Origin of the sequence: Allomuricauda sp. CP2A, from assembly GCF_001683915.1 — a bacterium.
Taxonomy (GTDB): Bacteria; Bacteroidota; Bacteroidia; order Flavobacteriales; family Flavobacteriaceae; genus Flagellimonas.
In genome coordinates, this window is the sequence record NZ_LXTT01000139.1 from 47,534 (window position 1) to 62,583 (window position 15,050).

At 42.1% G+C, this 15,050-nt stretch carries 19 protein-coding genes; 6 read left to right on the forward strand and 13 right to left on the reverse strand.

The features are described 5' to 3' along the window. Positions 1-2: 2 nt before the first annotated feature. Positions 3-902, reverse strand: a complete 900-nt coding sequence (locus tag A7D14_RS16450) for a DUF72 domain-containing protein (RefSeq protein WP_067037090.1) — start codon at positions 900-902, stop codon at positions 3-5. Positions 903-1,026: 124 nt separating this feature from the next. On the opposite strand from A7D14_RS16450, the gene A7D14_RS16455 reads away from it, so the two are divergent. Both A7D14_RS16455 and A7D14_RS16460 read left to right on the forward strand, forming a co-directional pair. Continuing rightward, positions 1,027-1,842 carry a hypothetical protein gene (locus A7D14_RS16455; RefSeq protein ID WP_067037091.1) on the forward strand — a complete coding sequence of 272 codons (816 nt, stop codon included), beginning with the start codon at positions 1,027-1,029 and terminating at the stop codon, positions 1,840-1,842. Positions 1,843-2,007: 165 nt separating this feature from the next. Continuing rightward, positions 2,008-2,274, forward strand: a complete 267-nt coding sequence (locus A7D14_RS16460; RefSeq protein WP_067037092.1) for a hypothetical protein — start codon at positions 2,008-2,010, stop codon at positions 2,272-2,274. Positions 2,275-2,287: 13 nt separating this feature from the next. Here A7D14_RS16460 and A7D14_RS16465 read toward each other — a convergent pair whose 3' ends face one another. Next, positions 2,288-3,052 (reverse strand): DUF1080 domain-containing protein, encoded by a 765-nt coding sequence (locus A7D14_RS16465; RefSeq protein ID WP_067037093.1) that lies wholly within the window; start codon positions 3,050-3,052, stop codon positions 2,288-2,290. Positions 3,053-3,414: 362 nt separating this feature from the next. Between A7D14_RS16465 and A7D14_RS16470 the strand changes: the two genes are divergently transcribed. Continuing rightward, positions 3,415-3,831 carry a glyoxalase gene (locus tag A7D14_RS16470; RefSeq protein ID WP_067037094.1) on the forward strand — a complete coding sequence of 139 codons (417 nt, stop codon included), beginning with the start codon at positions 3,415-3,417 and terminating at the stop codon, positions 3,829-3,831. On the opposite strand, the gene A7D14_RS16475 is transcribed toward A7D14_RS16470, so the two are convergent. Beyond that, positions 3,820-4,497, reverse strand: a complete 678-nt coding sequence (locus A7D14_RS16475) for a DUF2461 domain-containing protein (RefSeq protein WP_067037098.1) — start codon at positions 4,495-4,497, stop codon at positions 3,820-3,822. The genes A7D14_RS16470 and A7D14_RS16475 overlap by 12 nt on opposite strands. A 97-nt stretch (positions 4,498-4,594) precedes the next feature. Between A7D14_RS16475 and epsC the strand changes: the two genes are divergently transcribed. Beyond that, the gene (epsC, locus tag A7D14_RS16480) at positions 4,595-5,383 is read left to right on the forward strand and encodes a serine O-acetyltransferase EpsC (protein WP_067037099.1); all 789 of its coding nucleotides are present in this window, start codon (positions 4,595-4,597) and stop codon (positions 5,381-5,383) included. Next, positions 5,376-6,260, forward strand: coding sequence for a cysteine synthase CysM (gene cysM, locus A7D14_RS16485; RefSeq protein ID WP_067037100.1), 885 nt, complete (start codon positions 5,376-5,378; stop codon positions 6,258-6,260). Before epsC ends, cysM begins: the two co-directional genes overlap by 8 nt. A 2-nt stretch (positions 6,261-6,262) precedes the next feature. Here the strand turns inward: cysM and A7D14_RS16490 are convergent, their stop codons facing one another. Together A7D14_RS16490 and A7D14_RS16495 are read right to left on the reverse strand one after the other, a co-directional pair. Beyond that, on the reverse strand, positions 6,263-7,060 hold the full coding sequence (locus A7D14_RS16490; RefSeq protein ID WP_067037101.1) for an alpha/beta hydrolase: 798 nt from the start codon (positions 7,058-7,060) through the stop codon (positions 6,263-6,265). Beyond that, entirely contained in the window at positions 7,047-7,922 is an 876-nt protein-coding gene (locus tag A7D14_RS16495; protein ID WP_067037102.1) for an alpha/beta hydrolase, read from the reverse strand. Before A7D14_RS16495 ends, A7D14_RS16490 begins: the two co-directional genes overlap by 14 nt. Positions 7,923-8,161: 239 nt before the next feature. Between A7D14_RS16495 and A7D14_RS16500 the strand changes: the two genes are divergently transcribed. Next, on the forward strand, positions 8,162-8,644 hold the full coding sequence (locus A7D14_RS16500) for a hypothetical protein (RefSeq protein WP_067037104.1): 483 nt from the start codon (positions 8,162-8,164) through the stop codon (positions 8,642-8,644). Between the two features lie 12 nt (positions 8,645-8,656). Here the strand turns inward: A7D14_RS16500 and A7D14_RS16505 are convergent, their stop codons facing one another. The 8 genes from A7D14_RS16505 to A7D14_RS16540 form a co-directional block, all read right to left on the reverse strand. Continuing rightward, entirely contained in the window at positions 8,657-10,126 is a 1,470-nt protein-coding gene (locus A7D14_RS16505) for a magnesium chelatase (protein WP_067037106.1), read from the reverse strand. 8 nt (positions 10,127-10,134) lie between these two features. Continuing rightward, positions 10,135-11,301: a vWA domain-containing protein gene (locus A7D14_RS16510; RefSeq protein ID WP_067037108.1), complete on the reverse strand. Its 1,167-nt coding sequence runs from the start codon at positions 11,299-11,301 to the stop codon at positions 10,135-10,137. 63 nt (positions 11,302-11,364) lie between these two features. Then, complete coding sequence (hisIE, locus tag A7D14_RS16515; RefSeq protein ID WP_067037110.1) at positions 11,365-11,961, reverse strand: bifunctional phosphoribosyl-AMP cyclohydrolase/phosphoribosyl-ATP diphosphatase HisIE; 597 nt, start codon at positions 11,959-11,961, stop codon at positions 11,365-11,367. An 80-nt stretch (positions 11,962-12,041) separates the two neighbouring features. After that, positions 12,042-12,797, reverse strand: coding sequence for an imidazole glycerol phosphate synthase subunit HisF (gene hisF, locus A7D14_RS16520; RefSeq protein WP_067037112.1), 756 nt, complete (start codon positions 12,795-12,797; stop codon positions 12,042-12,044). Between the two features lie 158 nt (positions 12,798-12,955). Next, the gene (locus A7D14_RS16525; RefSeq protein ID WP_067037114.1) at positions 12,956-13,234 is read right to left on the reverse strand and encodes a GIY-YIG nuclease family protein; all 279 of its coding nucleotides are present in this window, start codon (positions 13,232-13,234) and stop codon (positions 12,956-12,958) included. 96 nt (positions 13,235-13,330) lie between these two features. Further along, positions 13,331-13,858: a DinB family protein gene (locus A7D14_RS16530; RefSeq protein ID WP_067037115.1), complete on the reverse strand. Its 528-nt coding sequence runs from the start codon at positions 13,856-13,858 to the stop codon at positions 13,331-13,333. Further along, positions 13,851-14,630 carry a HisA/HisF-related TIM barrel protein gene (locus tag A7D14_RS16535; protein ID WP_067037116.1) on the reverse strand — a complete coding sequence of 260 codons (780 nt, stop codon included), beginning with the start codon at positions 14,628-14,630 and terminating at the stop codon, positions 13,851-13,853. The genes A7D14_RS16530 and A7D14_RS16535 overlap by 8 nt, the downstream gene beginning before the upstream one ends. A 2-nt stretch (positions 14,631-14,632) precedes the next feature. Further along, positions 14,633-15,049, reverse strand: a complete 417-nt coding sequence (locus A7D14_RS16540) for a GNAT family N-acetyltransferase (protein ID WP_067037117.1) — start codon at positions 15,047-15,049, stop codon at positions 14,633-14,635. Position 15,050 lies beyond the last annotated feature (1 nt).

Here is a 15,050-nt window from a genome sequence, read left to right on the forward strand (position 1 = left end):
AATTATTTGAATAAATCCCCAACAGAAGTCAATGTTGATTTTGGAATAATGAGATCAGAACCTAATTGAGGGTTCAATTTTTGGATGAAATATGCGGAAAGCAAGGGCGATTCCACCTCCAGGTTTTGGTGCACAAAAAAATGGATGTTTTCCAACCCCAATTTTTTCCAGGCTACCAAGCGTTCCACCCAATCCTCCAAACGGGCATAATCCGATTCGTGGTTGGCACCAACATATCTAATAAATGCTTCATTGTTGGTGAGTCGCATGTGCATAAGATCACGCCTACCTGCCGTATCCACCAAGACATTGGCCATTTTGTTCTCTTCCAGTAAGTGGTAAAGTTCTTGGGCCACGGTTTCATCAGTGAACCAATCCGTATGCCGAAACTCCATGGCCAACGGAAACTCCTTGGGCCAATATTCCACAAAGCGCACTACCCTTTCCCAGTTTTTGGGACCAAAATTGTTGTGCATCTGTAAAAAAATGGTGCCAAGTTTCTCCTTTAACAACGATGTGACCTCCAAATAACGGTCCGCTACTTCGTAGACCTTGTCGTTAAGGCGGCGTAAATGGCTGACTTCATTGGTCATCTTGGGAAAGAACTTAAAGTTTTCGGGAGTCTTATCGTACCATTTCTCATAGGTTTCCGCAGGAAAAATTCTATAAAAGGTAGCATTCAACTCAATACAATTAAATTGAGACGAATAATAGGTCAACTCGTCTTTTGTGCCGCGAGGGTAAAAGTTTTTGAGGTCCTGTCGGTTCCATTTGGCGCAGCCCACAAACACCTTGGTTTTTCCTTCTTGTCTGGTTTTGGACAAAACCACCGGCGTATCGGGATGGTCGGGTGGTATGGTAAAATCTATAAGTTCTGGGTGGTCTACTTTGCCGAATTTCATGAACTGGGATTTAGAAGCTTAAAAATATAAAAATGGAATCATTGTAGCTATTTCAGCAATTTCTATCTCAAAATCGCTTGAAAATTTCTACATTCAATGAGGTTACAAAACGAATTTAAGTAGTATGAAACGTCTTCTTCAGGTTGTAAACATCATCGCATTTTTGGCAACGGTTTTTGTCAATTACCTTTCGAATACAGGAATAATTAACCATACAACCATTGGTGAAGTTTCCAAGGGTCTGAATTCGCTTTTTACTCCAGCAAGCTATGCTTTTTCCATTTGGGGACTGATTTATATGTTGTTACTGGGCTTTATTATATATCAAGGAAGAAGTCTGCTCACCCATGTGCGCGATGATGGTTTTATAACTAAGGTGGGATGGAACTTTGTTTTCTCCTGCGCGGCAAATATCGCTTGGGTGTTTTGTTGGTTGTATGGGTATACGGGCTTATCCTGCTTGTTCATTTTTGTAATGCTCATTTCACTTTTAAAAATTGTAGTGGACAATGACATGGAATTATGGGATGCGCCAATCAGTGTCATTGCATTTTTGTGGTGGCCCTTTGTGTTCTATTCCGGTTGGGTAACTGTGGCAAGTATAGCAAACGTAGCTGCATATTTGGTAAAGATGGGGTGGAATGGTTTTGGAATTTCTGAACCGGCATGGACCCTGATCATGATCGTTATTGCGCTGATTATAAACCTACTCGTTACCTGGAAACGAAATATGCGTGAATTTGCTCTTGTGGGTGCTTGGTCCTTGGTGGCGATTGCCTATGCCAATTATGGGCAACATCAAAGTATTGTCTATGCCGCTGGTGCAGCAGCACTAATTTTAGTAGTAAGTTCCGGTATTCATGGTTTTTTGAATAGAGATACCAACCCATTGATCAAATTCATGGAGTTTAGAAGCGGAAAAGGTTCTAGGCAAAATTAACAACCTGACCGATAGAGCATAGTAATCTTTGATCGGACAATGAAAAGTTAATTTTATGAACGGCAATAAACATAATCCCCAATTTTTTTAAGGTTTTCCTGCAACAAGGTTTTGCGGCGATTGATTAACTTACCAACACTTCCCCCTTAACAAAACACATATCGTATGGCCATATATTTAATATTGGTGGGAGTACTCTTTTTGATTCTTGTGTATAGCAATGTAAAAGCTGGGCTTGACACAGACTGGTTAATATGGACGTTGGCCACCATTGCTGTGCTCGTTGGAGTTCTGTATCTGTCCAATTACATAGATTGCAAAATGAACAAAAGTGGTTACTGTGGAACGGTGCCGACCTCCATCTGGATGTACGCCGCCCCTGTTGCCCTCTGCTTGATGCAGTTTATTTACTTAAAAAGAGGCAGAATTTAATTAAAGGGCTTTTTTAAAGCTTCCGAATCTTTATATCCCTAAACCAGACTTCAAAATACCAATCCTGCAAGGCTATTTTGCCTTGGGTGGCTTTGCCAAACTCTGGATAATTCTTAAAATGGGTCGAAGCAACTTTTTCGTGCCATTCGGGTGTTGTAAAGTCTTGCGTTGCGGTTAGGACGCCGTTCAGGTAAAATTCCACTTTTCCATCCACCTGTTTAATGCGGGTTTGGTTCCACTGCCCCGCTTGGGTAATCGCCTCATTCTGCTGTGGGGAGAGCGCATACAGACATCCCGATTTTTTCACCGCTAAATCATGATCCATGTGGTTGGGATCCAAAATTTGATACTCTGGCCCAGTTTGGTACGCAGTGGCCACTTCAGGTTTCTCCTGAACATTGATAAAAACACCACTGTTCCCCCGGTTGGAGATTTTCCACTCCAAAACCAGCTCGTAGTTTTCAAAGGACTTTTCAGTGACCAAATCCTCATTATGTTCGGTTTCAATGTTTGGGTTGCGATGGAGCGCACCGTCCTTCACCTCCCATACCGATGGCGCATTTGGAGCGTTGTACACATGCCAGCCGTTCAGTGTCTTGCCATCAAACAACAATTCCCAGCCCTGTTCCTTTTCGATATCATATAAGGTATTATGGCTCTCATTTTCCTCCGCTATTTGTTTGGTGTGCCATTCGGAGGATTTTTCTTCTTTATCCTGGGTTTTGCAGGAAACAATGAAAAGGACAAGGCAGAATAGGCCAGAAATTTTTAGGTGCATGGGTTTGTTGAATTAATGGCCTTAAAAATACTCAAATAAAATTTTGTGAATATCAGTAATCAATCATATTGCCCCGTCACTTCGAGGCCTTCGACTACGCTCAGGATAAACTAAAGTCGAGAAGTTATTGGATTCAACGTCTTAAAAATAAGGTCTCGACTGCGCCTGTCTGCCGACAAAGGCAGGCTCGACCTGACAACTTTTTGTTTATATGATTGATTGTGGACAATCAGATAAAATTTTTGAACCAGCGAATTGAATGTCAGGGTTTCTGGGGACATGTTTATAACATCGTTAAAAACTATTGACGCCAACAAAATTGTGCGGTTTCTGATTATGTAATTTTAGTAAAACTTACAACCATGGATTCACGATCCAAAAGTCTTTTGGAAATCCGTCCGGACATTCCACAGTCACACTTTAATAGCGAAATGGGTTTTGATGAACGTTTTCAGAACCAAACCCTGCGTCCCGTAATTAAATTGCAGAACTTTTTGCTGGTAGAGGCGTTTAAAAATTACATCAACAAACACAAGGGTGTTTTTTACGACCTTCCGCTGGAAAAACGCATGGCGTACATTGAACGGGCCATACAAAAGGACATCAAATTCAGAAATTCCTTGAAGGGCATGGTCATCGGTCAATTTACCGTTGAAGAATATCAGGACTACATCAAAAATTCTTCTGCCCTGAACAAAAGAATGATGAATATGGTCATTGAGCGGCTAAAGGACCAGGTACAGATTTTGGACAAAGAGGAAATCCTTCTACAGAATTGATTCCCCGTTCAGGTTGGTGGTCAAAATATCGCTCATAAGATCAAAATATGGTCGTATGGAACGATACGATTCGTCCACTTCCCGGGAAAAAGAATCCGACAGTACTTCCTTATCTGAAAAGTTTCGGATAAATATAAACTGCTTTTTCCGGATCAAATCAATATCAGGATGTTCCCGGTCAAAGCCTTTTGGGGCTGTTTTTACGGCATCACCGGCCAAATCGCCCCATATTTTTTTGAAGGATTTCTCACCAATGACCTCACGGAACTCCGAAGCATCCGTTTCCAATTCCTTCCGAATTCGAAAAAGGTCTTCCTTGTTCGGATCCCAAAATCCAGTGGCCAAAAAGGAACCGCCAGGCGTTAAATGAATGTAATACCCACCCCGTAAATGGGCGCCCAATCTTGAAAATGAAGCGGAAAGATGGGTTTTGTAAGGTGTTTTGTCCTTTGAAAACCGTACATCCCGGTAAATGCGGAACATTTTCATTTTCTCGATTTCATCATGGTGGTTCAGTCCCTCCTTAATGGTTTCAAAAAAGGATTTTACGGCTTTTTCATGTGTCTTGAAAGTGGGTTTATGCTGTTCGAACCAATCTTTGTTGTTATTTTTGGACAGTTCTTTTAAGAAATCAAATGCATCTTTTGAGATAGTGGAATTGCTCACAGTCTTAATTGATAATATGTTATTTTTTATCTAAAGTTAGCCTTTTATCTGGGTGCATGGTAAGGATTTGTCTAATTTTAAGACAATAAAGTATAGTATGGACAAGGAAAAAATAATTTCTGAGTTGAACAGGCATAAAAAACTGCCCTATCTTGACTTTAGATTAAAACAGGAAACCGAAGATTTCACCGATACCCTTTTTTACACCCTTTTTGATGCCAACACGCCAGTTGCCGTAAATCTGGAAATGTTGGAGAAAAAGTTCAATACCCTACTGGACATGGCTTGTTGGGAATTGGAAAGACCCAGCAGTGAATTTTGGGACAGCTATGTGACCAAATTGCCAGAAATTCTGGAAAAGCTCAATCTGGATGCGGAGGCCATTCTCAATTGCGACCCAGCCTCACTGTCCATCCAAGAGATTTATATGGCGTATCCCGGATTTTATGCCATTGCCATATATCGATTGGCACACGAACTTTATGTGCAAGGCGTACCGTTGATTCCACGACTGATGACCGAATATGCGCACAGACAGACCGGGGTTGATATAAATCCAGGAGCCACAATTGGCAAATCATTTTTTATAGATCACGCTACCGGAGTGGTGATTGGTGAGACTGCGGTGATCCATGATAATGTAAAAATCTATCAAGGGGTTACTTTGGGAGCACTTTATGTGGCCAAAAATCTACAAAAGACCAAAAGGCATCCCACCATAAAGTCCAATGTTACCATTTATGCCAATGCCACTATTTTAGGGGGCGAGACCGTGATTGGGGAAAATTCGGTTATTGGGGGAAATGCTTGGCTTACTTCCTCCGTTCCGGCAAACTCAACGGTTTATCACTCCCCAGAAATCAAAATAAAGACAACGAATGCCTAAAAGCATACTAGACCTCATTGGAAACACCCCCATGGTGGAATCCAAAGTTTTAAATACCAATCCCAACGTAAAACTATTCTTTAAACTTGAAGGACAGAATCCCGGCGGAAGTGTCAAGGACCGACCTGCGTACAATATGATCAAAAGTGGTCTGGAGCGGGGCGATTTTACGAAGGAATCCAAATTGATTGAGGCCACCAGCGGCAATACAGGCATTGCTTTGGCGATGATTGCAGGTGTTTTTGGATTGGATATTGAGCTTGTTATGCCCGAAAATTCCACTAAGGAACGTGTACAGACCATGCGGGCCTATGGCGCCAAAGTAACCTTGACCCCTTCGGATGTAGGGATTGAAGGTGCTCGGGATTATGCCGAGGCCAAAGTAAGGGATGAGGGCTATATCATGTTGAACCAATTTTCCAATAACGACAATTGGAAGGCCCATTACAAAACCACCGGGCCCGAAATTTGGAATGACACCCAAGGAAAAATCACCCACTTTGTCTCCAGTATGGGCACCACGGGAACCATAATGGGAACATCCACCTATTTGAAGGAACAAAATCCATCTGTTGAGATTGTTGGGGTGCAACCTACGGATGAGTCCCGTATTCCAGGAATCAGAAAGTGGCCTGAAGCGTACCTTCCCAAAATTTTTGATCCTGCCAAAGTTGATCGTATTATGGAAGTCAGTGAGGCAGATGCCGTTACTATGGCCAAAAAACTGGCCAAGGAAGAGGGCATTTTTGCAGGTATGAGCAGTGGCGGAGCAGCTACTGTGGCATTACGATTGGCTAACACTTTGGAAAGCGGTATCATCGTATCCATCGTGTGTGACCGGGGTGACCGCTACTTGTCTTCGGATTTGTTTGATTAGGATTATTGCAACTCCATTTTTATCGCATTCCAATACGCCTCAAATTCGCTGAGGTTGTTGTGGTTCCCTTCAGGAATGGTATACATTCTTTTATCGCTCTGCGGAATGACATCAAACAATTTTTTTCCAGAGTCATACGAAACCACAGCATCATCGGTGCCGTGAAAAATACGGATGGGACATTGCACCTCCCGAATAAATTTATGTGAAGGCATTTCATATCGAAGCAGTTGCTTTAACGGCAAAAAAGGAAATCGTCCTTGTGCAGCATCCAAAAGACTGTAAAAAGGGGTTTCCAATAACAGCTTTTGGGATTGATTTTTTGATGCCAATTGTGTTGCGATGCTTGCTCCAAGTGATCTTCCGTAAATAATAATATCATCGGCAGTGTATTTATCTTCAACATAGTTGTAGAAAAGTTGGGCATCTTGGTACAGAGCTTCCTCACTGATTTCACCAGTACTCTTTCCATACTTCCGGTAATCCATCACCAAAACATCATAATCCATATCCACAAATGGGAGTACAATCTCCCCCCATCGGGACAAATCCCCGGCATTCCCATGAAAATACAGAATCACACCTTTGGGTTCCGCTGCATAAAAATGAAGCGCATTTAAGCGGGCACCGTCTTTAGCTTCGAGGAAAATTTCATCAAAATCAGCTTGGAATGAATACGTATGGCCTTGGGGCAGCTTTGTGGGCAAAAAAATCAATTTTTCCTGAAATAAATACGCCATGAGTGTAAGTAGAATCAAAGCAATTCCCGCAAAAATACCAAAACACTTAAGCTTTTGCATTGGCGGGTTTTGATGAATGTCTAACATTGATACTGGACCCTTCCAGATTTACCTTGGTAGGCTTGCTGGTAATAATTTCCTCCAACATTTTGTGGTATGATTCAAAATTATTCAGGTCTTTGTGCCCACCTCCTATTACGGTATAAAGTTTTGTCAATTCCGGTTTGATTTTGGACAATTTCACACTGGTTTTATAGGGAATGAGTCGGTCATCGGTTCCATGGATGATGTGTATGGGGCAATTCACATACTTCAACCATTTGTAGGTAGGCATGGGAAATTTGATCAGCAACGAAAGCGGCATAAATGGGATAAATTTTTTGGCGACTTTGCTCAGGCTGTAATAGGGCGCGTCCAGAATAAGCATTCGGGGGTTGTTCATGGAAGCCAGTTTGGCGGCAAAGCCCGAACCCATGGAACGCCCATAAAGAATGATGTATTTTTCGGCCACTTGCTCCTTTATTTTGTTGTACACCACCTGCATATCCCGTTTGATGGCTTTTTGGGTCCTGCGGCCTGTGCTTTTTCCAAAGCCGCGGTAATCCACCATGATCACATCATAGCCATGGCGGGTAAAATCCACCGCAAACTTGCCCCACCCTTTTATGCTCTTTGAATTTCCCTTCAAATAAAAGACCACACCCTTGGGTTCCTTGGATTTGAACCGAAGTCCATTGATCATAGCTCCATCCCGGGTCTCAATATTGTATTCCTCTATCTCTTGGTTATCGTAATAAAATTGAAAATCCTTGGGCAGCTTTTCAGGTTTGAACAGGAAATAATCTTGTAGGTAATACAACAAAACGCTCAACAAAATGTATACGCCGAGAACGATCCATACCATGTAAAGCCAGTTTTGCATAGGAAAGGAATTTATCCAAAATACAAAAAATACAGATACCCCACCTTCATGATCTTATGAATCAACAAGTTGGGTTTACTTGTGTGGAAAACCATTTCAGATATCACTGAAAACTGCGTTTTCACATCAGATTTTTCTGATTATCCAACATTGTTTGCGGGTCATCGAATTCTTTAAAATAAGTTTTTGAAAAAAACCGTTCTTTACCCTAATTAGAGTCCCAAAATCTATAGTTGAATATGAATACGCTGTCTAAAATAATCACTTGGAAAAGAAATATCCTGGCCAGTTTAGCAGTGCTGTTGATCTTAATTGTTCTGAACTTTTACGGTGTCTACACCAATCAGTTCTATTTTGTAAAGCCTGATAATTACATATTTCCCGTACTTAGTTCAGTGCACTTTCTTTATCTGTACGTTATGTGGTTTAAAATCTCGGAAGATGAGCTTCCAGATCCCAAAATGCGGAACATTGAGTACGTCCTATATGCCGTTATGATTGTGTATTTTTTCAAGATCTATGATAGTGCCATTGTTCTCAATTCCATTGAAACCTATGGCGAATACATAATTCCGGAAACCTTTAAACCAATGGCCACAATAACACTGATACTTTATAGCATATTACCCATATTGACACTGTACACGTTTTGGCTCAGAAAACAGTACGTTGGGGTGTACAATTTTGATAACTACAACGATAATTTGAATATCTGGCAATAGATTTTGGCTGAATTAGAGCCCTCGGATATAGCTTCCATACAAATCTTTAAACTGGAATCCCTTTACAAAACGGTGTTTGCTCAATTTTTTATGGGCAACCAATCCCCAGAGCAATAGTTCTTTCATAAAATAGGAATCTTCCTTGGAAACAGAGGGTTGATATTCCTTGATGAGATTATTGAGTGGTCCTACCGAATCCAGTTTGGTTCTGTAGTCTTCATCTGAATCATCGTCCAAAAGGTCAAATCCTTCCCCTTCAAAGAACCAACTTACCAATCCATCATATTCGGTCTCAGCATCTTTGCGCTGCAGTTTGTCAATTTTCGGAAAATAATTGGGAAAAAGGGATTTTATGGCATCATCAATAAGGGTCTCGGCCACAAATCCGGCGCCCTCCTGTTCACCTTCATAAACCAGTTCAATTTTTCCGGTGATGGAAGGAATCACTCCCATAAAATCACTTAGCCTGATTGAGGTTTTTGTATCCCCTGAATGAACGGCCCTTCGCTCCGCCGTACTCAATAGATTTTCAAAAGCCGTGATGCTCATCCGCGCACTCACCCCGCTTTTGGCATCCACATATTCGCTGTCACGGGCCTCAAAACTGATTTGTTCCAAGAGATCCATGGCGATTTCTGGCACATGGATGGTATCGGACTGCCTTTGGTCCAGTTGCGCCTCTTGTTTGGTGATTTTTTTGGCAATTTCGATGCTTTCCGGATAGTGTGTCAAAATTTGGGAACCGATCCTGTCTTTCAACGGCGTAACAATGCTACCCCGATTGGTATAATCTTCGGGATTTGCAGTAAATACAAACTGAAGATCCAACGAAAGCCGCAACTTAAATCCCCGAATTTGAATATCGCCCTCTTGCAAAATATTGAACAAGGCTACTTGAATCCGCGCTTGAAGGTCGGGCAGTTCATTGATGACAAATATGCAGCGGTTCGCTCTTGGAATCATCCCAAAGTGAATCACCCGGTCATCCGCATAGGAAAGCTTGAGGTTGGCAGCCTTTATGGGGTCCACATCCCCGATTAAATCCGCCACGGTAACATCTGGCGTAGCCAGTTTTTCATAAAATCGTTCGTTCCTGTGAATCCAATCAATGGGAGTTTCATCTCCCTTTTCCTTGATAAGCTCTGTGGCATATCGGGAAATGGGCTTAAGCGGGTCATCATGTACTTCAGATCTTTCAATAATGGGCATCCACTCATCCAAAAGTTGAACCATCAATCGCGCTAAACGGGTTTTGGCCTGTCCACGAAGACCGAGCAAGTTAATATTGTGCCGAGAAAGAATGGCACGTTCCAACTCTGGAATTACGGAGTTTTCATAGCCCCAAACGCCTTCAAACACTTCTTCTGCCTTTGAAATTTTATGGAGGAGATTTTCACGAAGCTCATCCTTAATGCTTTTACTTTGATACCCTGCGGCTTTTAAATCTCCTAAAGTCTTTATTTTGGTATGATCCAATTTCATATAACTGCTTATCCTTTTATTCTTCTTATTCTGTTCTGTTCGTAATCTTCAAAAATCATTTCCCCCAATCCTTTCAATCCGGTGTAGAAGGCCTTGCCTTTGTTTGCTTGGGTAAACTCGCGTACAAATTGCATCAAATACGGGTCTTGGGCAATCATAAAGGTGGTGATGGGAATATGGAGTTTTCGGGCCTGTTGGGCCATTGCATAGCATTTTTCCACAATGTAATCGTCCAAGCCGACACTATTTTTGTAATAATCCCCATTGGGAAGACGCAAGCAAGAGGGTTTTCCATCCGTGATCATAAAGATTTGCTTGTTGGTATTCCGTTTTCTTCGGAGCATGTCCATGGCCAACTGCAAACCGGCCACGGTATTGGTATGGTATGGGCCCACTTTCAGATAGGGTAAATCCTTTATGGGAATGGGCCACGCATCGTTACCAAAAACCAGGATATCCAAGGTATCTTTTGGGTATCGGGTTGTGATCAGTTCCGCCAAGGCCATGGCCACTTTTTTGGCCGGGGTGATTCGGTCCTCACCGTATAGAATCATACTATGGCTGATATCGATCATGAGCACCGTGCTCATTTGGGCTTTGTACTGGGTATCTTCCACCACCAAATCCTCCTCATTCAGGGAAAAATTGTCCAAACCATGGTTAATCTGGGCATTTCGTAAACTTTCGGTCATCGAAATATGCTCCAAGGAATCCCCAAAGCGATATTCCCTAAAATCACCAGTATGCTCATCTCCCCTGCCCGATTTTCCGGTTCGGTGATTGCCCGCTCCGCTCCGCTTGAGTTTTCCGAAGATTTGATCCAAGGCACGTTGCCTTAGCATACGTTCCAATTTGGCGGTAATGGACAAGCTTCCTGGGCCTCCACCATCTTCATCTCCCTCCTCGCCCTCGCCGCCTTCACGGTCATCCATGTCAAACTCTTCACGAATGAATCCTTTCGCTTTAAGGTCTTCTATAAAATCATCAATGGTGTAATCGTCGTCGGTAAGTTCGTATTCCTTGTCCAGCTCGCGGAGCCAATCCAAGGCTTCCTCCACATCCCCGGAGGTATGTGTGATCAGTTCTTGAAAAATCTCGAAGAGTTTTTCAAACGGGGTTTGGTCTGGGGCTTCGTATGTAGTAAAACGAAACCCTTTTCTTGTATTCATAGCCATTACATAAAATTACGGTATTTCCGTGTAACGACTAACCCTTTAGAAAAAACTTAACGCTATTGTTCAATGCCGTTTTTGGAGCAATTGGGCGATATCATCCAAATGATACCCTTTGGCCTGCAACAAAATGAGATAGTGGAACAGTAGGTCTGCACTTTCGTTCAGGAAAAGGTTGTCATCATTGTCTTTGGCCTCAATGACCGTTTCCACGGCTTCTTCCCCTACTTTTTGCGCAATTTTATTGATGCCCTTTCGGAACAAGGACGCCACGTAACTATCTGGATTTTCGGGGTCGTTTTTCCTTGAGGCAATGATCTCCTCCAAGGTTGAAAGAAAACCATAGCCCTGAACATTCTCCTCGGCCCAGCAGGTATCCGTTCCTTTGTGGCAGGTAGGCCCAACAGGATTTACGGAGATCAAAAGGGTATCATTGTCGCAATCCACCTTTATGCCGACCAATTCCAAAAAATTGCCACTTTCCTCGCCCTTGGTCCACAGTCGTTGTTTGGTTCGACTGAAAAAAGTGACTTTTTGGGTCTTTCGGGTGACCTCCAAAGCTTCTTGGTTCATATAGCCCAACATCAACACATTTTTGGTAGTGGCATCTTGAATGATGACAGGCACCAGATTGTCCGGGTTTTTAGTGAAGTCTATTTTCATTTCTTCATATTTTTTGAATGCAAAACATCTCGACAACTCCTTCGACTGCGCTCAGGATGACAGCTCGATGTGACATTCAATTATATTCTAACAGGAATTCCCTCTTCCTTGAGTTTGTTTTTTAAATCTTTGATTTCAATTTCCTTAAAATGAAAAACACTGGCTGCCAAGGCAGCGTCCGCTTTTCCATTTGTAAAGGTATCGGTAAAATGGGAAACAGTTCCAGCACCACCAGAAGCAATCACAGGAATATTGACCAATTCGGATAATTTGGCCAATGCCTCATTGGCAAAACCGTTTTTGGTGCCATCATGATCCATGGAAGTGAACAGAATTTCTCCGGCACCCCGTTCTTCCACTTCCTTGGCCCATTCAAATAGGTCAATTTCTGTTGGGACCTTACCCCCGACCAGATGGACTTTCCAGTTTCCATCAATTTGTTTGGCATCAATGGCCACCACAATGCACTGGGAACCAAATTTCGCCACCAGTTCATTGATAAGTTCTGGCCGTTTCACCGCAGATGAGTTGATGGAGACTTTATCCGCGCCATTTTTTAATAGGATATCCACATCTTCCACAGATGAGATTCCACCACCAACCGTAAAGGGAATATTGATGGTTTCGGCCACATGATACACCAATTCCGCCAAGGTCTTTCGTTTTTCTTCGGTAGCGGAAATATCCAGGAAAACCAATTCGTCCGCACCTTCTTTGGCATAAATGGCTGCCAATTCCACAGGATCTCCTGCATCGCGAAGGTCGACAAAATTGATGCCTTTAACGGTTCTTCCATCTTTGATGTCCAAGCAAGGTATGATTCGTTTTGTGAGCATAGTTTATTATCGTCACCCTGAGTTCATCTCAAGATTCTATCTATCTATTATGTGATGCTGAAACAAGTTCAGCATGACGCTATTCTTTTTATTAAAAGTTGGTTCGTCACCCTGAACTCCTGCCTGCCCGTAGGCACGGTGTTCAGGGTCGCATTATTTTAGTAATCCAATGTTTCCAATGTTGGATTTTGTTCCTTGATTAAGTTGATTTTCCATTCGTGATGCCAATTTTTCAGTTGTTTTTCTCTTGCAATGGCCTGATTGATATCTGTAAAAGTTTCAAAATAAACCAAATCTGTGAGATTATATTTATTAGTGAATTTTGAACCATCACCATCTGCATGTTCTGCCATTCTTTTAGATAAATTCGATGTGACACCAATATAAAATGTTGTCCTGTACTTATTGGTCATTATGTAAACAAAGCTCTGTTTCACCTCTCTCTTACGTCACCCTGAACTTGTTTCAGGGTCGCATTATTTAATCTATTGCTATGTGATGCTGAAACGAGTTCAGCATGACGTGTGATTATATTATTGATTCTCAGATTTATTTTTTGTATTCAAGTCAATACCATCATAAAAACCTAAATCCGTATTGTTCAACATCTTTGTCCAAAGGGCTATCTGGCCCGTGTGGTACGACAAATGCTCTGTAACATGGATGATATTGGCCACACCCGAAAAATGAAACCCTTGCACCGATCTTTTACGAAGTAATTCTTCCAAAGGAGCTTCATAAAAAGCTCTTTTGGCTTCGTCAATGGTATTGCTCAGTTTCTGAATCAATTCCTCCTTCGTAAAGCCAGATGATACAGCAAATTCCTCGTCACGTTGTCGATTGTCCTCCAAATTCTGGATTGAAGCAATCCCGTATTGGGTAATGTTGCCACAGAGGTGCAGGATCAAGTTTCCAATACTATTTGAGGATTCGTTGGGCTTTTGCCAAATGACTTTTTCGGGGAGTTGGTCCAAACAGATTTTGATCATACGAAGGCTTTCGTTCATGCGGTAGCCTGCATTCCAAACGAGTTCTTCCTGAAGTTGCTTTTCCTTATCCATTTTCAAGAATGTAGTGTTCCAATTGTTTTAAACTGATTCTGTTCTCATAAATGGCCTTGCCGATTATGGTACCCTCACAGCCAATTTCGGCCAGTTTTGGGAGTTCGTCAAATGTTGAAATTCCACCACTGGCAATCAAATTTATTCCAATGGTCTCCCTGTCCTCCACCCCACTTCCGGTAATCAAGGTTTCATGTTTCATGGTCTTGGAGAGAATTTTTTTGTACAGCCCAAAAGATGGTCCTTCCAGCATACCATCCTTACTGATATCGGTACAGATGACGTATTGAATTCCCTTTTTTTGATACGATTGAATGAACGGCACCAATTCTTGGTTGGATTCTTCCTGCCATCCGGAAACGGCTACTTTTTCATTGTTGGCATCAGCTCCCAGAATGATTTTATCGGACCCGTAGCTTTCCAACCAACCCAAAAAGGTTTCTTTGTCTTTTACAGCAATGCTCCCACCCGTAATCTGATGGGCTCCACTTTCAAAAGCAATATTGAGGTCCTCATCGGTCTTTAGCCCCCCTCCAAAATCAATCTTTAATTGGGTTTTTATGGCAATGTTTTCCAACACCTTATGGTTGACAATATGTTTGGATTTGGCACCATCCAAATCCACTACGTGCAAGTACTGAATGCCATGGGCCTCAAATTCTTTGGCCACTTCCAGAGGATTTTCATTGTATACCTTTTTGGTACTGTAATCTCCTTTGGATAGGCGTACACACTTCCCTTCAATAATATCTATAGCAGGAATCAATCTCATATTCAATCATATTTTGCTTTGTCCATGGCCATCCACATTTCAGAATTCCCCACTTTTGAAAAACCAAGCGGCTCATATAGGCCATGGGCATCTTTGGTCTTCAGGGCCACGGTAAAAACCACTTTTACGTCTGGATGCTCCAAAATCTGCTTCACCAACATTTTCCCAAGCCCTTTTCCTTTGTGCGGCTCAAAGATTATAACATCCATGATATAGGCGAAGACCACTTTATCGGTAAGGACCCTGGCAAAACCAATCTGCACGTCTCCTTGCGTGTACAATCCAAAACACAAACAGTTTTCAATGGTCTTTTCGGTCAACTCCAAGGTTCGATACCCACCCCAATACGTACTTTTGACTTCTTGGTGAATTTTAGGGATATCCAACTTGTCCTTATCGGTTGAAATATAGTAATCCATA